Raw genomic sequence first — 21849 nt, forward strand, 5'->3', positions numbered from 1 at the left:
CTAAAAAAGGGAGGTATTTGGCCCTCTTCAGTGAAGGAATATGCCACCCGTGCAGGCGTTCAAAGCCCCGAAGACATCGCTGGGCAATCTGGATGCGGAAGCCGCAGCGGTCCTGATCTCCGCCGCGGCGGATGTCGCACTCATCATCGATGAGGCGGGCGTGATCCGGGATGCTGCCTTCAACAGCGAGGAACTCGCCCAGGAGATGGAGGGCCAGGAGAGCTGGCTCGGGCGTCCCTGGGTGGACACGGTGGCGGAGGACAGCCGTCCGAAGGTCATCGCCATGCTGCAGGACGTTGCCGACCGGGCGCTGCCGCGCTGGCGGCACATCAACCAGGGCGCCCTGCGCGGCACCTCGGTGCCGATCCTCTTCTCCACCGTCCGGCTGGGCGATGGCGGACGGACGGTGGCCTTCGGCCGGGACCTGCGGCCGCTCTCGGCGCTGCAGCAGCGGCTGGTCGAGGCTCAGCAATCCATCGACCGGGACTACGCCCGGCTGCGCAACGCCGAGACGCGCTACCGCATGCTGTTCCAGCTCTGGACCGAACCGGTGCTGATCCTGGAAAGCGGCTCGCACAAGGTGCTGGAAGCCAACCGGGCCGCCGACCAGTTGCTCGGCCGCGGCGGCAAGCGCGGCACGGCGCGGAGCTTCCTCGAGATGTTCGCCGCCGAGGGCCTGGGGCCGATCGACCAGCTGCTCTCCAGCGTCCGGGCGACCGGGCGGGCCGACGACGTCCGGGCGCTGCTGGCCGAGGACGAGCGGGAGGTGCTGATCTCCGCCACGCCCTTCCGGCAGGAGAATGCCAGCCTGGTGCTGGTGCGGCTGACCTATCCGCAGGGCGAGGCCGGGGCGATCGTGCTGCCCAAGGCCAAGTCGAAGCTGCTGAAGCTGATCGAGAGCGTGCCGGATGCCTTCGTCGTCACCGGTCAGGACGGCCGGGTGCTGACCGCCAATGCCGCCTTCCTCGAGATGACGCAGCTCGCCGCCGAGGAGCAGGCGGTGGGCGAGCAGCTCGAGCGCTGGCTGGGCCAGCCCGGCGTCGAGATGGAGGTGCTGACCGCCAACCTGCGGCAGCGCGGGCCGGTGCGGCTGTTCGCCACCACCATGCGCGGGGAATACGGCGCGACGGTCGATGTCGAGATTTCCGCCGTTTCGGTGATGAATGGCGTCGGCCCCTGCTTCGGCTTCGCCATCCGCGACATTGGCACGCGGGTGGCGCCGCCGCCCCGCATCGGGGTGAAGCAGCCGCGCTCGGTCGAGCAGCTCACCGAACTGATCGGCCAGGTCCCGCTGAAGGATCTGGTGCGGGAGGCGACGGATGTGATCGAGCGGCTCTGCATCGAGGCGGCGCTGGAGCTGACCGGAGACAACCGGGCTTCGGCGGCGGAGATGCTGGGGCTGAGCCGGCAGAGCCTCTACGTGAAGTTGCGGCGCTACGGGCTGGGCGACCTCCCGGCCGAGAATGGTGAGGCGGGATAGAGCATGGACCACGCGGCGCCCCGGCGACTGGAATTCTCGGCATGCCTCGAGCTGCTGAAGCCGATCACCTGGTTCGCGCCGATGTGGGCGTTTTCCTGCGGGGTGGTGTCCTCCGGCCTCGGCGGCAACGGGCGCTGGACGCTGATCGTCGCCGGGCTGCTGCTGACCGGGCCGCTGGTCTGCGGCACCAGCCAGGCGATCAACGACTGGTACGACCGGCATGTGGACGCCATCAACGAACCGAACCGGCCGATCCCCTCGGGGCGGATTCCGGGCAAGTGGGGGCTCTATATCGCCATCGGCTGGACCGTGCTGTCGCTGCTGGTGGCGACGCTGCTCGGCACCTGGGGCTTCCTCGCCACGGTGGTCGGGCTGGCGCTGGCCTGGGCCTATAGCGCGCCGCCCATCCGGCTGAAGCAGAACGGCTGGTGGGGCAATACCGCCTGCGCCGCCTGCTACGAGGGGCTGCCCTGGATCACCGGCGCCGCGGTGATGAGCGCGATGGCGCCCGATGCGGCGATCCTGCTGGTCGCGGCGCTCTACAGCCTCGGCGCGCATGGGATCATGACGCTGAACGACTTCAAGTCGGTCGAGGGCGACCAGCGCATGGGCATCGGCTCGCTACCGGTGAAGCTCGGCGTGGAGCGCGCGGCGCAGGTGGCCTGCGGGGTGATGGCGGTGCCGCAGGTGGCGGTGGTGGCGCTGCTGTTTGCCTGGGGGCGGCCCATCCATGCCGCGGCCATCGCGGCGCTGCTCGCGGTGCAGCTGGTGCTGATGCAGAAGCTGCTGGCCGACCCGCGCGGCAAGGCGCCCTGGTACAACGGCACCGGCACGACCCTGTATGTGCTCGGCATGCTGGTCACCGCCTTCGCGCTGCGGCCGGTGGTGCTGCCATGAGCAACGGCGCGGGCATGGGCTGGCTCGGCATCCTGCGGCTGGGGCTGGTACAGACCTCGCTCGGCGCCATCGTCGTGCTGACGACCTCGGCGATCAACCGGGTGATGGTGGTGGAGCTCGGCCTGCCGGCGACCATCCCCGGCCTGCTGGTGGCGCTGCACTACGCGGTGCAGCTCATGCGGCCGGCGATGGGCTATGGCTCGGACATGGGCGGGCGGCGGACGCCCTGGATCCTCGGCGGCATGGCGGTGCTGGCGACGGGTGGCCTCGGCGCCGCGGTGGCGACCGGACTGATGGCGGAGATGCGCCTCGCCGGGCTGGCGCTGGCGGTGGTCTCCTTCCTGCTGATCGGCCTCGGCGTGGGCGCGGCCGGCACATCCTTGCTGGCGCTGCTGGCGACGCGGGTGGCGCCGGCGCGGCGGGCGGCGGCGGCGACCATCGTTTGGCTGATGATGATATTCGGCTTCATCGTCACCACGGCGGTGGCCGGGCGCTTCCTCGATCCCTTCTCCCCGGCCCGGCTGGTCGCCGTCACGGCCACCGTCTCGGCGCTGGCGATGCTGGTGACCCTGCTGGCGGTGTGGCGGATGGAGGGGGCACCGGTCGCCGCCCCTGCCCCGTCGCCGCGCGGCGGCTTCCGTGCCGCACTGGGCGAGATCTGGGACGAGCCGCAGGCGCGGCAGTTCACCGTCTTCGTCTTCGTCTCGATGCTCGCCTACAGCGCGCAGGACCTGATCCTCGAGCCCTTCGGCGGCGTGGTCTTTGGGTTGAGCCTGGGCGAGACGACGAAGCTGGCCTCGGCGCAGCATGGCGGCGTCTTCGCCGGGATGATCCTGGTGGCGCTGGCGGCAGGGCGCCTTGGCGGGCTGAAGGCCTGGGCGATTGGAGGCTGCGCGGCTTCCGCGTTGGCCTTGTTCGCGCTGGCGGGCTCGGGCTTCGTCGGCCGGGGCTGGCCGCTGGCGGCGTCCTATGTGGCGCTCGGCGTCGCCAACGGCGCCTTCGCCGCGGCGGCCATCGGCACGATGATGCAACTCGCCGGCCAGGGCCGCAGCGGGCGCGAGGGCATGCGCATGGGCCTCTGGGGTGCGGCGCAGGCGGTGGCCTTCGGCGTTGGCGGGCTGGCGGGCTCGATGGCGAGCGACCTGGCGCGCAGCCTGATTGCCTCTCCGGCCGCGGCCTATGGCGCGGTGTTCTTTGCCGAGGGGGCCCTCTTCGTCGCCTCGGGCCTGCTGGCGGCGCGGATCGGCCGGGTGCCGGTGCCGCGGCTGCCCCTCGGCACTCTTGCCGCAACACGCAACTGAGGGAGGGCGCGATGGAAACCTTCGATGTCGTGGTCGTGGGCGGTGGCCCATCCGGTGCGACGGCGGCGCATGACCTGGCTCGGCAGGGGCGGCAGGTGCTGCTGCTGGACAAGGCGGGCCGCATCAAGCCCTGCGGCGGCGCCATCCCGCCGCGGCTGGTGCGGGACTTCGACATCCCGGACCGCATCATCGTCGCCCGGGTGAATGCGGCGCGGATGATCTCGCCCACCGACAAGGAAGTGGACATGCCGATCGACGGCGGCTTCGTCGGCATGGTGGACCGCGAGCATTTCGACGAGTTCCTGCGGGAGCGCGCAGCCGGGAGCGGCGCGGCGCGGCGGACCGGCAGCTTCGAGCGGATCGACCGCGATGCGGACGGCACCGCCATCGTCGCCTATAGCGGCAAGGACGGCACCGAGGTGCGGGTCCGGGCGCGCAGCGTGATCGGCGCCGATGGGGCGAAGTCCAAGGTGGCGAAGCAGGAAGTGCCGGAAGCCGCCAAGGTGCCCTGCGTCTTCGCCTATCACGAGATCATCGAATCCCCGGCCGATGGCGCCGGCAAGTTCGACGCCAAGCGCTGCGACGTCTTTTACCAGGGCAAGCATTCGCCGGATTTCTATTCCTGGATCTTCCCGCACGGGGATACCACCAGCATCGGCACCGGGTCGGCGCACAAGGGCTTCTCGCTGCGTGGCTCGGTCGGCGAATTGCGGAAGACGACGGGGCTCGAGGGCGCGCGGACCATCCGGCGCGAGGGTGCGCCGATCCCGATGAAGCCGGCCAAGCGCTGGGACAACGGCCGCGACGTGGTGCTGGCGGGCGATGCCTCCGGCGTGGTCGCGCCGGCCTCGGGCGAGGGCATCTACTACGCCATGCTCGGCGGCCGGCTGGCGGCGGAGGCGGCGGAAGCCTTCCTCGCCTCCGGCAATCCGGCGGCGCTGAAGCTGGCGCGCAAGCGCTTCATGAAGGCGCATGGCCGGGTCTTCTGGATCCTCGGGATCATGCAGTACTTCTGGTACTCCTCGGACAAGCGCCGGGAGAAATTCGTCAAGATCTGCGAGGACAAGGATGTCCAGCGGCTGACGTGGGAATCCTACATGAACAAGGAGCTGGTCCGGCAGGATCCCCTCGCCCATGTTCGGATTTTCTTCAAGGATCTCGCCCATCTTTTCGGCTTCGCACGCGCCTGAAGGACAAGAACCATGAGTCGCTTGCGGACCCTCGATACGCCCACCGCCCCGCGCCATGCCCGTGGCCAGACCCTGCCGCTGAAGGTCGGCACCCGCGGCTCGCCGCTGGCGCTGTGGCAGACGCGGCATTTCCTCTCGATCATCAGCGGCTTCTGCCCGGTGCTGCGGAATGCCGAGGCCTTCGAGGAACATGTCATCAGCACCGAGGGCGACCGGGTGCAGGACAAGCGCCTGGCCGACATCGGCGGCAAGGGGCTCTTCGCCAAGGAAATCCACGAGGCGCTGCTGGACGGCCAGGTGGATTTCGCGGTCCATAGCCTGAAGGACCTGGAGACCGAGCTGCCGCCCGGCATCGTGCTCGCCTGCCTGCTGAAGCGGGAGGATCCGCGCGATGCGATCATCCTCGGCCCGGTCTGCGGCGCGCCGGACCGGCGGGACCCGCTGGCCTGCATCCCGCAGGGGGCGCTGATCGGCACCGCCTCGGTCCGCCGGCAGTCGCAGATCCTGGCGGTGCGGCCCGACCTGCGCTGCGAGATCATCCGCGGCAACGTCCAGACCCGGCTCGGCAAGGTCCGCAACGGCGATTTCGCCGCGAGCTTCCTGGCCCTGGCCGGGCTGAAGCGGATGGGGCTGGAGCGCGAGGCGGGGGTGGTGCTGGACGCCGGCGCCATGGTGCCGGCCGCCGGCCAGGGCATCGTCGGCGTCACGGTGCGGGCGACGGATGTCGAGCTGCATGAGCTGCTCGGCGCCATCGAGGATCGCGAGGCGCGGATCGTGGCGACCGCCGAACGCGCCCTGCTCGGCGCGCTGGACGGGTCCTGCCGGACGCCGATCGGCGCCTATGCGCAGCTGCGGCCGGGCAATACCGTGCATCTCACCGGGCTGGTGGCCCGGGCAGATGGCAGCTTCCTGCTGCGCGAGACCGCGGAGGGACCGGCCGCCGATGCGGCGCGGTTGGGGCGGGAGCTCGGCGACCGGCTGCGGCGGGAGGCACCGGCCGACATCCTGGCTTGACGCGGCCCGTCGTCCTCCCGAGTCTGGCGCCTCGCTGGATGGTGGAGAGATCGCGTGCTGAGACGCCTGTTGCTGGCTGCCCCCGTTTTGCTGCTCGCCTTCCAGGCGCCGGCGCAGGAGGCTGACCATCCGGCGGCGAAGCCGCTGGTCGTCGGCTCGGACTTCGGCGTGGCGCCCTGGATGGTGCGCGGCGCCGCCGGGCCCGAGGGCTTCGGCGTCGACCTGGTGACCGAGATCGCCAGGCGGCTGGGCCGGCCGGGGGTCGAGATCGTCGACGTCAATTTCTCCGGCCTGTTCGCGGCGCTGTTCGCCAAGCGGTTCGAATTCACCGCCAACCCGCTGAACATCACCGAGGAGCGTGCCCAGCGCATGCTCTATACCGAGCCCTTCTTCGCGACTGGCAACGGCTTCGTCACCCGCCGGGCGGATACGCTGGCGAAGCTGGAGGACCTGAAGGGCAAGGCCATCGCGGTCAACCGCGGCACCATCAGCGATGCCTGGGCAACGGCGAACGCCGAGAAATACGGCTTCGAGGTGCAGCGCTACGACACCTTCCCCGATAGCGTGCAGGCGGTGCTGACCCGCCGCGCCTTCGCCGCCATCAACGAGATCCCGACCACGGTCTATGCCGCCAGCCAGAACCGGCAGATCCAGGTCGCCTTCAAGGACTACACCGGCCGCAATTTCGGCATCGCCTTCCGGCCGGAAAGCCGCGAGTACCGCAACCGGGTGGAGGAGGTGATCGAGTGCATGAAGCTCGACGGCTTCCTCGGCCGGCTGCACGAGAAGTGGTACGGCGCGCCGGCGGATGCCGGGTCCTCGCTGACTCAGGTCTTCCCCGGCTTCGGCCCGCCTGGCCTGCCCGGCTTCGAGGAGACGCCGCACACGCCGCGCTGCAACTGAGCGCGGCATGGACCGGCTCGGCGAGTACTACTTCAACCTCGACATCCTCAGGACTTACGGGCCGGAGATCGCGGCAGGGCTCTGGGTGACCCTGGCGGCGGCGGTGGCGACCGTGGCGCTGGGGATCGGCCTGGGGCTTGCCATGGCGGTGGCGCTGGCGGCGCGGGTACCGGTGCTGCGGCAGGCGGTCGTGGTGTGGATCGAGGTCTTCCGCACCCTGCCGCAGCTGGCCGTCATCATCGTGCTGTATTTCGGCCTGCCCTATGCGGGCCTCACGCTATCGCCCTTCTGGGCGACCGTCGGGGCGCTGGGGGCGGTGCTCTCGGCCTTCGCGGCGGAGATCTTCCGCAGTTCGATCCAGGCACTGCCGCGGGGGCAATGGGATGCCGGCTATGCGCTGGGGCTGCGGTTTCCGGTGGTCTTCTTCCGGCTGATCCTGCCGCAGGCGATCCGGCTGGCGCTGCCGCTGCTGACCAACCGGGCCATTGCCATCACCAAGGGCACGGCGCTGGGGACGGCGGTCTCGCTGTCGGAGATCCTCGGCCGGGCGCAGAGCGCGATGGCGATCGCCGCCAATCCCTCGCCGCTCACCCTGGCGGCGGCGCTCTACCTCGTGCTGTTCCTGCCGCTGGTGGTGGCGACCCGCTGGGTCGAGGCCGGCCGGATGGTGCCGCGCTGATGTGGCAGGACCTGCTGGACAACTTCGCGGACTGGGACAGCTTGGTGAAGGTCTGGCCCTTGCTGGCGCAGGGCCTGTGGCTGACGGTGAAGCTGGCGGCGGTGGCGCTGCCGCTCGGCCTCGGCGCCGGGCTGCTGGTCGGGCTGGGCTGTGCCCTCGGCGGGCGGGCGGCGCGGATCGCGCTGCTCTGCTGGATCGATTTGTTGCGCGCCTTCCCGGTGCTGGTGCTGCTGGTGCTGATCTACTACGGCCTGCCCTTCCTTGGCCTGACCCTGCCGGCCTTCGCCGCCACGGTGCTGGCGCTGGTGCTGAACAACTCCGGCTACTACGGGGAGATCTTCCGCGCCGGCCTCGCCAGCATCCCGCATGGGCAGCGGGAGGCGGCCTCGGCGCTCGGCCTCTCGCCGCTGCGGGCGATGCTGCTGGTGGTGCTGCCGCAGGCCTTCCGCGCGGTGCTGGCGCCGCTGGCCTCGAACAGCCTGGAGCTGGTGAAGGCGACCTCGATCGCGGCAATGGTGGCGCTGCCGGAGCTGCTGCGCAGCGCCCGGGTGGCGCAGGAACAGACCTACAACCCGACGCCGCTGATGGCCGCGGCGGTGCTGTATTTCGTGCTGCTCTGGCCCTTCGCGCATCTGGTGGCGCGGCTGGAACGGCGGATGCTGCTGGCGAGCGGGAACGGGCGATGAGATTAGCAGGCAAGGTGGCGCTGGTCACCGGCGGCGCCTCCGGCATCGGCCGGGCCATCGCGGCGCGCTTCGTGCGGGAGGGCGCGGTGGTGGTCATCGCCGATATCACCACGGCGGTGCGGGAAGGCGGCCAGCCGACGCATGAGTGGCTCGGCATCCAGCATATCCCGACCGATGTCTCGGTCGAGGCCGATTGCGAGGCGGCGGTCGCCGCGGTGGTGGCGCGGCACGGAAGGCTGGACGTGCTGGTCAACGATGCCGCCATCACCCTCGGCAAGCCGCTGCTGGACTGCACGCGGGAGGAGTGGGACCGGGTGCTTGCGGTGAACCTGACCGGCTGCTTCCTGATGAGCCGCGCCGCCGTGCGGCAGATGCTGGGCCAGGCGCCGCGCGACGAAGTGCGCGGGCGGATCGTCAACATCTCCTCCCAGCACGGCATGGTCGCCTCGCCGGGGGATGTCGCCTATGGCACCTCGAAGGCCGGGGTCGCCTACCTCACCCGGCAGGTGGCGGTGGATTACGCGGCGCAGGGGATCGTCTGCAATGCGGTGGCGCCGGGCAAGATCCTGACGGGCAAGACCGGGCGGGCGGTGGACCCGGCGATGCTGGCCTATTCCGCGGCGCGGACGCCCTGGCCGCGGCTCGGCCGGCCGGAGGATGTAGCCGGCGCGGCGCTGTTCCTCGCCTCGGACGACGCGATGTTCGTCACCGGCGAGAACCTGATGGTGGACGGCGGCTGGATGGCGTTCTGACGCGCGAAGTCAGCCTTTCGGCTGACCGCGGTACCAGTCCAGCAGCTGCACCCCGTTCCAGTGCAGCACGCCCGTGTGCTTCGCCACATGGTCGTAGAAGGCCTCGAGGTACTTGATCCGGTGCGGCTGGCCGGAGATGTAGGGGTGGATGGCGATGGACATGATCTTCGCCCGCTCCGCCCCTTCCTCGTAGAGCCGGTCGAATTGGTCGATGGCGCGCTTCAGCAGGTAGTCGCTCTCGTGGTGCTGGACCAGCATCATCGGGATGTCGTTCAGCTCGACGGTATAGGGCAGGGTGACCAGCGGGCCGCGCTCGGTGTGGATCGTCGTCGGCTCGTCGTCGTAGACCCAGTCGCCGATGTACTGCACGCCGGCGGCGGCCAATAGCTCCGGCGTCTCCAGCGTCTGGGTCAGCCCGGGTCCGAGCCAGCCGACGGGGCGCTTCCCCGTGAAGCGCTCGATCTCGTCCATGGACCGCGCGATCATCGCGGCCTGATCGGGTTCCTTGTGGATCGGCCCCTGTTCCCAGCTATGGCCCATGAACTCCCAGCCGGCGTCATGCGCCTGCTGCGCCACCCTTTCGTAGTCCTGGCAGACCCGGGCGTTGATCGAGAGGGTGGGCGCGATGCCGAGCTTCTCGAACAGCCTGAAGAAGCGCCAGACGCCGACGCGCATGCCGTATTCGTGCCAGGACCAGTTCGGCACGTCGGGCAGCAGCACCTGCCCGGTCGGCGCCGGCAGCACCTGCCGTGCCATCGGCCTGGCGATGTCCCAGACCTCGAGGTTGACGATGCTCCAGACCACGATGCGGGCGCCGCCGGGCAGCACCAGGGCTGGCCGGTCGACGATGGCGGAATAGGGGACGCGGTCCCGCGGCTGCATGCTCATCTCAGACCCTCCGTACACCCCAGAACAGGCTATGGCCCGGCTGGATATCGACCAGATTGCGCCGATGCGCCATCACCCGGGCATATTCGCCGAGCGGGATATAGGGCACGTCCTGCATCGCCTGCCGCTGGATCTCGCGCGCGATGGCCTGCTGCGCCGGCAGGTCGGGCGCGGCCATCCAGTCCAGCCGCAGCGCCTCCAGCCGCGGGCTGTCCGGCCAGCCGAACCAAGCGCCGGCGCCATTGGCCCGCAGCGCGAGGTGGGAGACGGGATCGAGCACGCTCGGGCCGCTGACGCCGGTGACGAAGATGCTCCAGCCGCCCTTCTCCACCGGCTCCCGGCTGCCGCGGCGCTGGGTGACACTGCCCCAGTCGGCGGCGACGACGTCGACGTTCATCCCGGCCCGGCGCAGCAGGTCGGCGCTGACCTCGGCGAGCGCCCGCAGGGTCGGGTAGTCGTTGGCCTGCAGGACGACGACCTTCTCCCCGCGGTAGCCGGCGGCGGCCAGGTCGCGCTTCACCGCGGCGATGTCGCGCGGGCCGCGCAGCGGCTCCAGCCCGGCGTCGCTGGCCATCGGCGTGCCGGAGAGGAAGGTGCCGATGCCATCGGACCAGGTGGTGCGGTCCTCGCCATAGCCGGCGGTCATGAAGTCGCTTTGTTCCACCCCACGCAGCAGGGCGCGGCGGATGGCAGGGTTGTCGAAGGGCGGATGCAGGTGGTTGAAGCGCATGACGCAAATGCTGCGGTCATCCACCGCCGTCACCGTCAGCTCGCGGCTGCGGCGCAGCATGGGGATGCTGTCGATGCCGGCGGCCTCCACCCAGTCCACCTCGTTGCGCTGCAGGGCGGCGGCGGCGGTGGCCGGGTCGGGGATGACGTTCCATTCCATGCGGTCGAAGTGCAGCCGCTTGCCGCCGGCGGTGCGGCTGGCGGGTTCGTCGCGTGGGACGTAGCCGTCGAACTTCGCATAGACCAGGCGGGCGCCGGAGAGGCGTTCCTCCGGCACGAAGCGCCAGGGACCGCTGCCGATGATCTCGGCCAGGCCACGCGGGGCATCCTGGGTCGCCAGCCGCTCCGGCATCATCGCCGGCATGGGGGAGGTGACCTTGCCCAGGGCACGGGACAGCAGCGGGAAGGGCCGCTTGAGGCGGAACAGGATGGTGCGGTCGTCCGGGGCGGAAAGCTCATCGGTCGCGGCCATGAGGTCGGCGCCGAAATTGTCCCGGCTGGCCCAGCGGCGGATGGAGGCGACGCAGTCCCGGGCACGGACCGGCTCGCCATCGTGGAAGCGCAGGCCCTCCCGCAGGGTCAGGGTCCAGCGGCGGCCGTCCTCCTCCACAACATGGCCGGCGACCATCTGCGGCCGGACGTCGTAGGCGGCGTGGGTCGCGAAGAGCGTGTCGTAGACGGCATAGCCATGCACGGTGGTGATGGTGGCGGTGGTGACGATGGGGTCGAGCACCGCGACATCGGCCTGGGGCACGAAGCGCAGCACGCGGCTCCCCTGCGCGGCGGCAAGGCGCGGGGTGGCCAGCAGGGGCGCGGCAAACAACGAGCGGCGGGTGAGCTGGGTCATCCGAGGCGTCCCTGTCCGGAGGTGTGAGCGTCGCGTCAACCCTTGGCGCTTTGCAAGCGCCGCGCCACTCTGGCGCCACCCCGGGAGAGCACCCATGGCCCTGCGCTGCGACCTCATCATCCGCGATGCCACCCTGGTCGATGGCAGCGGCGGGCCGCGCCGGCGGGGCGACCTCGGCGTCACCGGGGACCGGATCGTGGCGATGGGCGACCTCTCCGGCGCCAGCGCGGACCGGGAGGTGCTGGCCGGGGGCCGCGTGCTGGCGCCGGGCTTCATCGATGCCCATACCCATGACGACCAGATGGTGCTCTGCGGCCCGCAATGCATGGTCTGCAAGACCTCCCAGGGGGTCACCAGCGTGGTCGTCGGCAATTGCGGCATCAGCCTCTCGCCGGTGCCCATGGCGACCCGGCCGCCGGCGCCGCTGGACCAGGTCTGCGCCCCGGAATGGTGGATCTTCGACAGCTTCGCCGCCTATGCCGAGCGGCTGGCGAAGGAACCATCCTCGGTGAATACCCTGGCGCTGATCGGCCACATGTCGCTGCGGGTGGGCGCGATGGGCGCCGACCTCGACCGCCCGGCGACCGACCGCGAGGCCGAGGCGATGCGTCGCCGCCTGGCCGAGGCGCTGGCCGAGGGTGCCGCCGGCCTGTCCACCGGGCTGTTCTACGCGCCCAGCAAGCAGGCGCCGACCGGTGAGGTGATCGCGGTGGCGGAGGCGCTGCGGGCGCAGCAGGGCCTTTACGTCACCCATATGCGGGACGAGGCGGATGGGGTGCTGGACAGCATCCAGGAGACGCTCGGCATCGGCGCCGCCGTGGGCGTGCCGGTCATCATCAGCCACCACAAATGCGCCATGCCGGAGAACCATGGCCGCTCGGCCGAGACGCTGCCGATGATCGAGGCGGCGGCGGCGCGGCAATCCGTCGCCTTCGACGTCTATCCCTATACCGCCGCCTCCACCTCGCTCGGCGCCCGCAGGCCGCGGCCGGACGTGCCGGTGCAGATCACCACCTCCCTCCCCCATCCGGAGACGGCGGGGCGGATGCTGGCGGATGTGGCGGCGGACTGGGGGCTGAGCCTCGAGGCAGCGGTGGCGCGGCTGCTGCCGGCCAGCGGCATCTTCCACAGCATGGCGGAGGCGGATGTGCAGCGGATCATGGCGCATCCGCTGGCGATGATCGGCAGCGACGGCGGGCCGCTGGCGAAGCAGCCGCATCCGCGGCTCTGGGGCACCTTCCCGCGGGTGCTCGGGCATTACAGCCGGGACCTCGGCCTGTTCAGCCTGGAAGCCGCCGTCCACAAGATGACGGGGCGGCCGGCGGCGGTCTTCGGGATGGCGGATCGCGGCCTGCTGCGGCCGGGCGGCTTCGCCGATCTGGTGCTGTTCGATGCCGGCACGGTGCGCGACCGCGCCACCTTCGCCGCGCCGAAGCAGGCGGCGACGGGCATCCACGAAGTCTGGGTGAACGGGCAGAGCGCCTATACCCCGGCGGGCGGCGCCACCGAGGCACGCTCCGGCCGGCTGCTGCGGCGCGAGGCGCGCGACAGACGCGACAATTCCACCGCGACGCCGGCACCGGGCTGAGACCCGCGCGCCGCCATGGGGAGGGCCATGCCTGACCTCGAGCTGACGCGGGAGCGGATCGACCCGGGCGATGCCGCGCTGCTGCTCCCGGCCCTGCTGCGGCAGGTGACGGCGGGAATCGCGGTGCTCGACGACCGTCTGGTGGTGCGGCTGGCGAATGCGCGGCTGGGCTCCGTGCTGGGGCTGCCGGCGAAGCCCGAGGCAGGGCAGCCGCTGGCCGCGCTGCTGGCGCCCTGCGCCGGGCCGGCGCTGGATGCCGCGCTGGCCCCTTTCCAGCAGCCCGGCGGCGGGACCGCGCATTGGACCTCCCCCGACGGACGGCGGCTGGAGGTGACGGCCGAGCCGCTGGGCGAAGGTCGGGTGCTCGGCCTCTGGCGCGACATGACGCGGCAGCAGGAAGCCGAGGCCAGCCTGGCCGAGGCCCGGGTGCGGACCAGCCACCTGCTGCGGCACGTGACGGATTGCATCGTGCTGCTGGATGCGGATGGGGTGATCCTCGAGAATTCGGACCGCTCCGGCCGGCTGCTGGACCTGCCGCCGGAACTGGTGCGGCCCGGCGGCACCCACCAGGAGATCCTCCGCCACATGTACCGGCGCGGGGATTACGGCTTCGACGTGCCGGAGGATGTCTTCGTCGCGGAGCGCCGGGCGCGGATCCTGGCGGCGGGTGAGCTGACCTTCGCCACGCTGATGCCGAACGGCGTCTGGGCCGAGTATAATTTCCGGCCGCGGCCGGATGGCTATCTGCTGGTCGTCGTCCGCGACGTGACCGCGCTGAAGGAAGCCCAGGCGACGCTGGAGGCGGAGCGGGCGACGATGCGCACCGTCATCGACAACCTCGGCGACGGGGTGATGCTGTTCGACCGCGACTTCCGCTGGCGCATCGCCAATCGCCCGATGGTCGAGTTCCAGGGCTTCCCGGCGGAGCTCGCCCGGCCCGGCGCGGATGGCCGGGCCTTGCTGCGCTTCCAGGCCCGGCGCGGCGACTTCGGCGCACCGCCGGCGGACGACGCGGCGCTGGAGGCGATGGTCGAGGAAGCGGCGCAGCGGATGCTGCGGCCGGGCGGCAACCGCTATGTCCGCAGGACCGCCGGCGGCCACTGGATCGAGTTCACCATGCTGCCGCTGCCGGATGGCGGGCTGCTGGCCTGCTACCGCGACATCACCCGGCTGAAGGACCAGGAGGAAGCGCTGGAGGCCGAGCGCGTCCTGCTGCGGCGGGTGCTCGACGGCATGCAGGATGCGGTCGTGCTGCTCGACCCCGATGGCGCCATCGTCGAGACCAACGGCAAGGCCCCGGCCCTGTTCGGCATCCCGCCGGAGCTGATGGAGCCGGGGTCCAGCCACCAGGCGGTGCAGCGCTGGCGCTACCGGCGCGGCGAATTCGGCTTCGACCGGCCGGAGGATGCGGTGGTGGAGGCGCGCTGGGCGCTGGTGAAGGCGGCCGAGGGACCGCTGCCCCTGCGGCTGACGCCCAACGGCAAATGGGTGGAGAACCAGTTCCGCACCCTGCCGAGCGGGCAGATCCTGGCCACCTGCCGCGACATGACCGCGGTGAAGCTGGGCGAGCAGGCGGCGCTGGCCGCCAAGGCGGAGGCCGAGGCGGCCCGCGATGCGGCGGAGGCGGCGGCCCGCGCCAAGGCGACCTTCCTCGCGGCGATGAGCCATGAGATCCGCACCCCGATGAACGGCGTGCTGGGGATGATGGAGATCCTCGAACGCTCGGCGCTGAGCGGGGAGCAGGCGCGCAGCGTGGCGATCATGCGGGACAGCGCGCAATCCCTGCTGCGGATCATCGACGACATCCTGGACTTCTCGAAGATCGATGCCGGGCGGATGGAGGTGGAGGAACTGCCCTTCAGCCTGCGCGGGCTGGTCGAGGGGGCGGTGGAGACGCTGGCGCCGCAGGCGCGGGCCAAGGGGCTGGCGCTGTTCAGCGACCCACCCCAGACGGGCCTGTCCCAAGCGGGCCCGGCCCAAGCGGGCCCGGCCCCCGACTGGGTCGCCGGCGACCCGACGCGGGTGCGGCAGATCCTGTTCAACCTCATCGGCAATGCGCTGAAATTCACCGGGCGCGGCTTCGTCCGGGTGATGGCGGATAGCCGGCTGCTGCCCGATGGCGCGGTGCAGGTGGTGCTTGCGGTGGAGGATAGCGGCATCGGCCTGGATGCCGGGGCCCAGGCGCGGCTGTTCCAGCCCTTCGCCCAGGCCGATAGCTCCACCACCCGGCGCTTCGGCGGCACCGGCCTCGGGCTGTCGATCGTGCGGCGGCTGGCGCAGCTCATGGGCGGCGACGTGGCGGTGGAGAGCACGCCGGGCCGGGGTAGCCGCTTCACCGTGACCCTCCGCCTCGCCGCGGCCAGCGCGGCCGGGACGGCGGCCGGCACTGCGACGGGAATGGCGGCCGCGGCCTTGGGCGGGCTGCCGCGGCTGCTACTGGCCGACGACCATCCGGTGAACCGGGAGGTGCTGCTGCGCCAGCTCGAAACGCTGGGGCTGGAGGCGGATGTGGCCCGCGACGGGGCGGAGGCGCTGCGGCTGTGGCAGGCGGGGCGGCATGGGATCGTGCTGCTGGACCTCCACATGCCGGAGCTGGATGGCTTCGACCTGGCCCGGGCGATCCGGCAGGAGGAGGCGGCGGCCGGCCTGCCCCGCTGCGGCCTGGTGGCGGTGACGGCGGATGCGCTGAAGGGCGAGGATGCCCGCTGCTATGCCGCCGGCATGGATGGCTTCCTGTCCAAGCCGGTCTCGCTGGATGCCCTGGCGCGGACCCTGGGCCGCTGGCTGCCGGAACTGGCGCCGGCGGCCGATCCGGGCAGCGGCGCGCTGTTCGACCCGGAGGCGCTGCGCGGGCTGTTCGGGGCGGATGCGGCCCGGCTCGGCAGCATCCTCGACAGCTTCGGCGCCAATGCGGCGGCGGAGGTGGCCCTGCTGCTGAACACGGTGGAGGCGAAGCGGCTGGCCGGGACGGCGCATCGGCTGAAGGGGGCGGCGCATCTGGTCGGCGCCCGGCTGCTGGCGGAACAGGCGGCACGGGTCGAGGTGCTGGCCGGGACCGGCGATACGGCGGCGGCCCTGGCGGCGGCCGGCGGGATCGGCGGGCTGCTGGCCGAGACGTTGCGGGCGGCGCGGGGCAGCCTGGCCTAGGGCGCCGCCGCGCCCCTCTCGCCGGCCTGGGTTTTCCGCTACACTGGCGCCATGCCCGATGTCGGCGTCCTCCCGGACCAGCAGCAGACCACCCCCGCCCCACGCCGCAAGCGCTGGGTCTCCCCGCTGCTGCGCCGCATCCTGTTGCTGAACGTGCTGCCGCCGGCGCTGCTGGCGGCCGCCATGCTCTACCTGGACCAGTACCAGAACGGGTTGCTCGCCGCCGAGGTGGAGGCGATGCGGACCCAGGCGCGGATCTATGCCGGGGCCATCGCCGAGGCCGGGGTGCGGATGCAGGACGACAAGCCGGTGCTGGTGCCGGAGGCGATCCGGCCGCTGCTGCGCCGCCTGGTCGATCCCTCCCCCAACACCCAGGCAAGGCTCTTCGACAATACCGGGCTGGTCGTCGCCGACAGCCGGGTGCGGGAGGGCGCGGGCGGCGCGGTGGTGACCGAGCCGCTGCCGCCGCCCGAGCCGCGCGGCGCCTTCTCCACCAGCATCGCCGGGCTGTACGAACGGCTGCTCACCCTGGTGCCGCGGGGCGGCCGGGCCTCGGATGTCGAGGTCGACATGAACCCCGACGCGGCTTCCTTCGACTGGCAGCCGGACCTCGGCCCGGCCAATCTCGGGCCGGACCGGCGGGAGGAGCTGCGGCTGGCGCTGGAGGGCGGCGTCACGCCCTATATCCGCCGGACCTCGGATGGGCGGCTGCTGGTTTCCGTGGCCGAGCCGGCGCGGCGGGGCAACCAGGCGGTCGGCATCGTCCTGCTGACGCGCGAGGCGCGGGAGGTGGACCAGCGGCTGTTCGAGATCCGCGCCAGCGTGCTCGGCATCTTCGTCATCTCGCTGATCCTGACGGTGCTGCTCTCGCTCTATCTGGCGCAGACCCTGGCGAACCCGATCATGCAACTGGCCGGCGCCACGGCGGCGATGCGCCAGGGCGAGGGCCGCGGCGGCAGCGTCCCGGCCGCGGTGCTGGCGCGGGACGACGAGATCGGCATCCTGGCGCGCGACCTGCAGTCGGCCGCCCGGGCGCTCTGGGCGCGGATCGACACCAACGAGCGCTTCGCCGCCGATGTGGCGCATGAGCTGCGCAACCCGCTGACCAGCGTGCGGTCGGCGATCGAGACCCTGCGGCGGATCCAGAACCCGGAGCAGCAGCAGCGGCTGCTGGCGATCATCGCCGAGGATGCGGTGCGGATGGACCGGCTGATCGCGGATATCTCGGACAGCTCCCGCGTCGATGCCGAGCTGTCCCGCACCGTGGCGGTGCCGGTGGATATCGCGCCGATCCTCTCGACCCTGGCCGAGCTGCACAACGCGACGCGGGAGGATGAGGAGAACGACCCGACCGTGGTGCTGGAAGCCCCCGCCGAGGGGCTGGTGGTCCGCGGCGTGGAAGGCAGGCTGGTGCAGGTGCTGCGCAACCTGCTGGGCAATGCGCTGTCCTTCAGCCCGGCCAAGGGGCGGGTCTGGGTCCGGGCGCGGCCGACCGGGGCGATGGTGGAGGTGGTGGTCGAGGACGAGGGCCCCGGCATCCCCGAGGCCAAGCTGGAGGGGATCTTCGAGCGCTTCTATTCCGAACGCCCGACCGGGGAACGTTTCGGCCAGCATTCCGGCCTCGGCCTGTCGATCTGCCGGCAGATCGTCGAAGGGCTGCGCGGGCGGATCGCGGCGGAGAACCGGCGGGATGCGGATGGCAAGGTGCTGGGGGCACGCTTCGTGATCCGCCTGCCGGTGGGCTAGCGTAACGGCACGCAACCGGCACCACTCCCGAAACCCTGCGTTATACTCTGTGCACTGTCCGCCACCCCCTCGGCCGGCGTATATCCACCCGAGGCGGCGGATCGGGCGCCGGAGGACCGCACGGCATGGGCCAGATCGTCATCACCGAATACATGGAGGCCGCGGCCATCCAGCGCCTGAGCGCGGCCTATGCCACGCTCTACGACCCGGAGCTGGGCAAGGCGCCCGAGCGTCTGCGCGCCGCCGTCGGCGAGGCCCGCGCGCTGATCGTCCGCAACCGGACCCAGGTCGACGACGCCCTGCTGGCCGCCGCGCCGGGGCTGAAGGTGCTCGGGCGCTTGGGCGTCGGCCTCTACAACATCGACCTCGAGGCCTGCCGGACCCGGCGGGTGGAGGTCATCCCGGCGGCCGGGGCCAATGCGGATTCGGTCGCGGAATACGCCATCCTCTCGGTCGGCATGCTGCTGCGCGGGGCCTTCCTGGCCACCGCCGAGATCAGCGCCGGGGACTGGCCGCGGGAGCGCCTGAGCGGCGGGCGGGAGCTGGGCGGCAAGACGCTCGGCATCCTCGGCTTCGGCGATATCGGCCGGCGGGTGGCCAAGCTGGCCCGGGCCTTCGGCATGCGGGTGATCGCGCATGACCCGGTGCTGCCCATCGATCATTCCGGCTGGGCCGAGCATGGCACCAAGTCGGTCACGCTGGATGAGCTGGTTGCACGGGCGGATGCGATCAGCCTGCATGTCCCGCTGGAGCCGGCGACGCGTGGGCTGGTTTCGGCCGGGCTGCTGGCGGCGATGAAGCCGGGGGCGGTGCTGGTCAATGCCTCCCGCGGCGGGGTGGTGGTGGAGGCCGATCTTGCGGCGGCGCTGCGCTCCGGCCAGCTCGGCGGCGCGGTGCTGGATGTCTACGAGGTGGAGCCGCTGCCGGCCGACAGCCCGCTGATCGGCGCGCCCAACCTGGTGCTGACGCCGCATATCGCGGGGGCGACGCGGGAGAGCAACCTGCGCGTCTCCTCCCTCATCGCGGCCCGGGTGCTGGTCGCCCTGGCGATGGACTAGCCGATGCCGATCATCAGCATGGCGGCGGCCGAGGATCTGGCCCGCCGGGCGCTGCTGCGGGCCGGCGCCGCCGCCCCCATGGCCGCGGCGACGGCACGAACCCTGGTGCGGGCCGAGGCCGAGGGCCAGGCCGGGCATGGCCTGTCCCGCGTGGCGCAATATGCCGCCTTCCTGCGCAACGGCCGGGCCGACGGAGCCGCGGTGGCGGCCGTCGTCGCCTCCCGCGGCGGCGCGGCGCTGGTGGATGCGCGGGACGGGCTGGCCTATCCGGCGCTCGATCTCGCGGTGGCGGAAGCGGCGCGGCGGGCGGCCGAGTTCGGCATCGCCTGCGTCGGCATCACCAATAGCCAGCATTCCGGTGCCATGGGCCTGCCGGTCGCGGCGCTAGCGGACCAGGGGCTGGTGGCACTGGCCTTCACCAACTCGCCGGCGGCCATGCCGGTGCCGGCGGGACGGCGTCCCCTGATGGGAACCAATCCGGTGGCAGCGGCGTTCCCCCGCCGGAACGGCAATTCACTGGTAATCGACCTCGCACTATCGGAAGTTGCACGCGGCAAGATCATGCTCGCGGCCAAGGCGGGCAAGCCGATCCCGCTCGGCTGGGCGCTGGATGCGGCGGGGCAGCCGACCACCGACGCCGAGGCGGCTTTGTCGGGCGCCATGCTGGCGATGGGCGGGACCAAGGGGGCGCTGCTGGGGCTGGTGGTGGAATTGCTCTGCGTGGCGCTGACCGGGGCGGCCTTCGGCTTCGAGGCCGACAGCCTCTTCACCGAAGCCGGGAACCGGCCCCGCCTGGGCCAGCTTCTGCTGGCGGTGGATCCGGGCGCGCTGGCCGGGGAGGCGACCTATCTGGCGCGGGTCGAGACCCTGGTCGAGGCCATGCTGGCCGAGGAGGGCGTCCGCCTGCCGGGGGCCCGGCGTGCGGCGCTGCTGGCCGGGGCGGCGGAGGGGTTGGACGTGCCGCTGTCATTGATCGAGGGTTTGAACGCGCTTGCAGCCTGAATCCCCCATCCTGGAATACCACCCCCGGCCGCCCGAGCCGCATCGCATCTGCGGCGCCAATCCGGTCAAGGCGGTGTTCCTGCGCCGGCCGGAAGCGGTGCTGCGGCTGTTCTACACGGAAGCGATGCGGCGGGTGGCGGGGCCGCTCTGCGCCCATCTGGCCCGCACCCGACGGCCCTACCGGGAAGTGCTGCCGGAGGAGCTGGGCCGCATCGCCGGCACGCCGCACCACGGCGGGATCTGCGCCATCACCCAGGTCCGCTTCGCCGAGCGCCTGCCCGGCCCGGCGCTGCCGGCCGACCTGCCGGTCTCGCCGCTGCTGCCGGTGCTGGACCGCATCGGCAATCCGCACAACCTCGGCGCCATCGCCCGCTCCGCCGCCTTCTTCGGCTGCCGCGGGCTGCTGCTAGCCGACGACCCGGCGCAGGCCGACCTCTCCGATGCGTCCTTCCGCACGGCGGAGGGCGGGCTCGAGCTGCTGCGGGTGATGCGGGCCCGGGCGCTGCCCGAGCTGCTGCGGGCGATGCAGGGCCAGTATCTGGTGGTGGCTGCGGTCGCGGCCGGCGGGGTCGCACCGGCCGCGCTGCCGCGCGACCGGCCGCTGGCGCTGGTATTGGGCAACGAGGAACAGGGGCCCTCGGCCGCCGCGCTGGAGGCCTGCGAGGCGCGGGTGTCGCTTGCCGGCGGCGGCATGGTCGAGAGCCTGAATGTCTCGGCGGCGGCGGCGGTGCTGTTCCACGCCCTGCAAGGGACCCCGGCGCCGAAGGTGGTGCCCCAGCCGGTCGCCCGGCCCGCGCCGCCCCCGCCCCCGCGGCTGCACCTGCCGCGGCGTTGAGCATGACCGCCAGCCTGGACACCACGACCGAGGCCGAGGGCACGCGCCTCGCCTTCAAGGGCGCGCTGGACGCGGCCGGGGCCGCGCGGCTCTGGGCGGAGGCGATGCGTGGCGCCAAGGCGGCGCCGGGCGCGCTGGTGCTGGACCTCGCCGGCGTCACCGGCCTCGATACCGCGGGCGCCGTGCTGCTGCTGCGGCTGGAGACGCTGGCCGGGGCGGCGCGCTGGGAAGGCCTGGCCGCCGGCCCCTGGCAGGCGGTGCTGGACCGGACCCGGCAGGCGCTGGCCGCGCCGCCGCCCACCCCGCCGCCGGCCCTGCCCGTCCTGGCGCTGCTCGGCCGGGCGACGGTGGAACGGGGCAAGGGAGGCCTCGCGCAGATCGCCTTCCTGGGAGAGGCGGCGGTCGCCGGCTTCGGCACGCTGCGGCGGCCCTGGCGGCTGCGCTTCGCGGAGGTATTGCGGCACCTGGACGAGGCGGGGCTCCGGGCCTTCGGGCTGACCCTGCTGCTCGGCTTCCTGATCGGCGTGATCCTGGCCTTCCAGTCCTCCGTGCCGATGCGGCGCTTCGGGGCGGAAACCTTCATCCCCAACCTCGTCGGCCTGTCGCTGCTGCGGGAGCTCGGACCGCTGATGGCGGCGGTGGTGCTCTCGGGCCGGACCGGGTCCGCCTATGCGGCGGAGCTCGGCACCATGACGGTGAACGAGGAGGTGGATGCACTCCGGATCATGGGCATCGACCCGATCGCCTGGCTGGTGCTGCCGCGGCTGCTCGCCGCCGTCCTGGTCATGCCGGTGCTGGCGCTGCTGATGGACCTGTCCGGCCTCATCGGCATGGGCGCCGTCATGGCGGCGCTGGGCTTCCCCCCGGCCGGCGTCGTCACCCAGCTCCGGGCCGCGATCGGCCTTGGCGACCTGGCCGGCGGGCTGTTCAAGGCGGCGGTCTTCGGCCTCTCGATCGGCCTGGTCGGCTGCCGGGCCGGGCTCGGCGCCGGGCGCGGGCCGCGGGCGGTGGGCGATGCGGCGACCGCGGCGGTGGTGGGCGGCATCGTCTCCATCGTGCTGCTGGACGGCCTGTTTGCCATCCTGTTCTTCCGGCTGGGCTGGTGAG

Annotated in this window: 18 protein-coding genes; 16 read left to right on the forward strand and 2 right to left on the reverse strand. The window is 72.1% G+C overall.

Translation table 11 applies throughout. The features are described from left to right. Positions 1 to 49 precede the first annotated feature (49 nt). From ppsR to AC0IW9_RS15910, 9 genes are read left to right on the forward strand one after another with little or no spacing between them, the layout of a single operon-like run. On the forward strand, positions 50 to 1480 hold the full coding sequence (gene ppsR, locus AC0IW9_RS15870) for a transcriptional regulator PpsR (RefSeq protein WP_471649247.1): 1431 nt from the start codon (positions 50 to 52) through the stop codon (positions 1478 to 1480). Positions 1481 to 1483: 3 nt separating this feature from the next. Next, a complete protein-coding gene (gene chlG / locus AC0IW9_RS15875; protein WP_471649248.1) occupies positions 1484 to 2377 on the forward strand; it encodes a chlorophyll synthase ChlG in 894 nt (297 codons plus the stop codon). Beyond that, positions 2374 to 3678: a BCD family MFS transporter gene (locus AC0IW9_RS15880; RefSeq protein ID WP_471649249.1), complete on the forward strand. Its 1305-nt coding sequence runs from the start codon at positions 2374 to 2376 to the stop codon at positions 3676 to 3678. The genes chlG and AC0IW9_RS15880 overlap by 4 nt, the downstream gene beginning before the upstream one ends. An 11-nt stretch (positions 3679 to 3689) precedes the next feature. After that, positions 3690 to 4868: a geranylgeranyl diphosphate reductase gene (locus AC0IW9_RS15885; protein ID WP_471649250.1), complete on the forward strand. Its 1179-nt coding sequence runs from the start codon at positions 3690 to 3692 to the stop codon at positions 4866 to 4868. Positions 4869 to 4880: 12 nt separating this feature from the next. Continuing rightward, complete coding sequence (gene hemC, locus AC0IW9_RS15890) at positions 4881 to 5882, forward strand: hydroxymethylbilane synthase (protein ID WP_471649251.1); 1002 nt, start codon at positions 4881 to 4883, stop codon at positions 5880 to 5882. Between the two features lie 54 nt (positions 5883 to 5936). After that, positions 5937 to 6785, forward strand: coding sequence for a substrate-binding periplasmic protein (locus tag AC0IW9_RS15895; protein ID WP_471649252.1), 849 nt, complete (start codon positions 5937 to 5939; stop codon positions 6783 to 6785). A gap of 7 nt (positions 6786 to 6792) precedes the next feature. After that, complete coding sequence (locus tag AC0IW9_RS15900) at positions 6793 to 7464, forward strand: amino acid ABC transporter permease (RefSeq protein ID WP_471649253.1); 672 nt, start codon at positions 6793 to 6795, stop codon at positions 7462 to 7464. Then, complete coding sequence (locus AC0IW9_RS15905; RefSeq protein WP_471649254.1) at positions 7464 to 8150, forward strand: amino acid ABC transporter permease; 687 nt, start codon at positions 7464 to 7466, stop codon at positions 8148 to 8150. The genes AC0IW9_RS15900 and AC0IW9_RS15905 overlap by 1 nt, the downstream gene beginning before the upstream one ends. Then, positions 8147 to 8902 (forward strand): SDR family NAD(P)-dependent oxidoreductase, encoded by a 756-nt coding sequence (locus AC0IW9_RS15910; RefSeq protein WP_471649255.1) that lies wholly within the window; start codon positions 8147 to 8149, stop codon positions 8900 to 8902. Before AC0IW9_RS15905 ends, AC0IW9_RS15910 begins: the two co-directional genes overlap by 4 nt. A 9-nt stretch (positions 8903 to 8911) precedes the next feature. On the opposite strand, the gene AC0IW9_RS15915 is transcribed toward AC0IW9_RS15910, so the two are convergent. Further along, positions 8912 to 9790: a polysaccharide deacetylase family protein gene (locus AC0IW9_RS15915; protein WP_471649256.1), complete on the reverse strand. Its 879-nt coding sequence runs from the start codon at positions 9788 to 9790 to the stop codon at positions 8912 to 8914. A 1-nt stretch (position 9791) separates the two neighbouring features. Further along, a complete protein-coding gene (locus AC0IW9_RS15920) occupies positions 9792 to 11366 on the reverse strand; it encodes an ABC transporter substrate-binding protein (protein WP_471649257.1) in 1575 nt (524 codons plus the stop codon). A gap of 94 nt (positions 11367 to 11460) precedes the next feature. Between AC0IW9_RS15920 and AC0IW9_RS15925 the strand changes: the two genes are divergently transcribed. The 7 genes from AC0IW9_RS15925 (at position 11461) to AC0IW9_RS15955 (ending at position 21848) form a co-directional block, all read left to right on the forward strand. Next, positions 11461 to 12954: an N-acyl-D-amino-acid deacylase family protein gene (locus AC0IW9_RS15925; RefSeq protein ID WP_471649258.1), complete on the forward strand. Its 1494-nt coding sequence runs from the start codon at positions 11461 to 11463 to the stop codon at positions 12952 to 12954. A 27-nt stretch (positions 12955 to 12981) separates the two neighbouring features. After that, positions 12982 to 16101, forward strand: a complete 3120-nt coding sequence (locus AC0IW9_RS15930; protein ID WP_471649259.1) for a PAS domain-containing hybrid sensor histidine kinase/response regulator — start codon at positions 12982 to 12984, stop codon at positions 16099 to 16101. Between the two features lie 51 nt (positions 16102 to 16152). Beyond that, a complete protein-coding gene (locus AC0IW9_RS15935) occupies positions 16153 to 17847 on the forward strand; it encodes a stimulus-sensing domain-containing protein (protein ID WP_471649260.1) in 1695 nt (564 codons plus the stop codon). Positions 17848 to 17972: 125 nt separating this feature from the next. Next, entirely contained in the window at positions 17973 to 18905 is a 933-nt protein-coding gene (locus tag AC0IW9_RS15940; protein ID WP_471649261.1) for a hydroxyacid dehydrogenase, read from the forward strand. Positions 18906 to 18908: 3 nt separating this feature from the next. Next, entirely contained in the window at positions 18909 to 19907 is a 999-nt protein-coding gene (locus AC0IW9_RS15945; RefSeq protein ID WP_471649262.1) for an Ldh family oxidoreductase, read from the forward strand. Continuing rightward, positions 19897 to 20742, forward strand: a complete 846-nt coding sequence (locus AC0IW9_RS15950) for a TrmH family RNA methyltransferase (RefSeq protein WP_471649263.1) — start codon at positions 19897 to 19899, stop codon at positions 20740 to 20742. Before AC0IW9_RS15945 ends, AC0IW9_RS15950 begins: the two co-directional genes overlap by 11 nt. 2 nt (positions 20743 to 20744) lie before the next feature. After that, positions 20745 to 21848, forward strand: coding sequence for an ABC transporter permease (locus AC0IW9_RS15955; RefSeq protein ID WP_471649264.1), 1104 nt, complete (start codon positions 20745 to 20747; stop codon positions 21846 to 21848). Position 21849 lies beyond the last annotated feature (1 nt).

This window comes from Belnapia sp. AC561, assembly GCF_979252845.1.

Bases quoted from the DNA above. Each gene is read 5' to 3' on its own strand.
- chlG (WP_471649248.1), top strand. From the start codon at position 1,484: ATGGACCACGCGGCGCCCCGGCGACTGGAATTCTCGGCATGCCTCGAG.
- AC0IW9_RS15880 (WP_471649249.1), top strand. From the start codon at position 2,374: ATGAGCAACGGCGCGGGCATGGGCTGGCTCGGCATCCTGCGGCTGGGG.
- AC0IW9_RS15885 (WP_471649250.1), top strand. From the start codon at position 3,690: ATGGAAACCTTCGATGTCGTGGTCGTGGGCGGTGGCCCATCCGGTGCG.
- hemC (WP_471649251.1), top strand. From the start codon at position 4,881: ATGAGTCGCTTGCGGACCCTCGATACGCCCACCGCCCCGCGCCATGCC.
- AC0IW9_RS15900 (WP_471649253.1), top strand. From the start codon at position 6,793: ATGGACCGGCTCGGCGAGTACTACTTCAACCTCGACATCCTCAGGACT.
- AC0IW9_RS15905 (WP_471649254.1), top strand. From the start codon at position 7,464: ATGTGGCAGGACCTGCTGGACAACTTCGCGGACTGGGACAGCTTGGTG.
- AC0IW9_RS15910 (WP_471649255.1), top strand. From the start codon at position 8,147: ATGAGATTAGCAGGCAAGGTGGCGCTGGTCACCGGCGGCGCCTCCGGC.
- AC0IW9_RS15915 (WP_471649256.1), bottom strand. From the start codon at position 9,790: ATGAGCATGCAGCCGCGGGACCGCGTCCCCTATTCCGCCATCGTCGAC.
- AC0IW9_RS15920 (WP_471649257.1), bottom strand. From the start codon at position 11,366: ATGACCCAGCTCACCCGCCGCTCGTTGTTTGCCGCGCCCCTGCTGGCC.
- AC0IW9_RS15925 (WP_471649258.1), top strand. From the start codon at position 11,461: ATGGCCCTGCGCTGCGACCTCATCATCCGCGATGCCACCCTGGTCGAT.
- AC0IW9_RS15930 (WP_471649259.1), top strand. From the start codon at position 12,982: ATGCCTGACCTCGAGCTGACGCGGGAGCGGATCGACCCGGGCGATGCC.
- AC0IW9_RS15935 (WP_471649260.1), top strand. From the start codon at position 16,153: ATGCCCGATGTCGGCGTCCTCCCGGACCAGCAGCAGACCACCCCCGCC.
- AC0IW9_RS15940 (WP_471649261.1), top strand. From the start codon at position 17,973: ATGGGCCAGATCGTCATCACCGAATACATGGAGGCCGCGGCCATCCAG.
- AC0IW9_RS15945 (WP_471649262.1), top strand. From the start codon at position 18,909: ATGCCGATCATCAGCATGGCGGCGGCCGAGGATCTGGCCCGCCGGGCG.
- AC0IW9_RS15955 (WP_471649264.1), top strand. From the start codon at position 20,745: ATGACCGCCAGCCTGGACACCACGACCGAGGCCGAGGGCACGCGCCTC.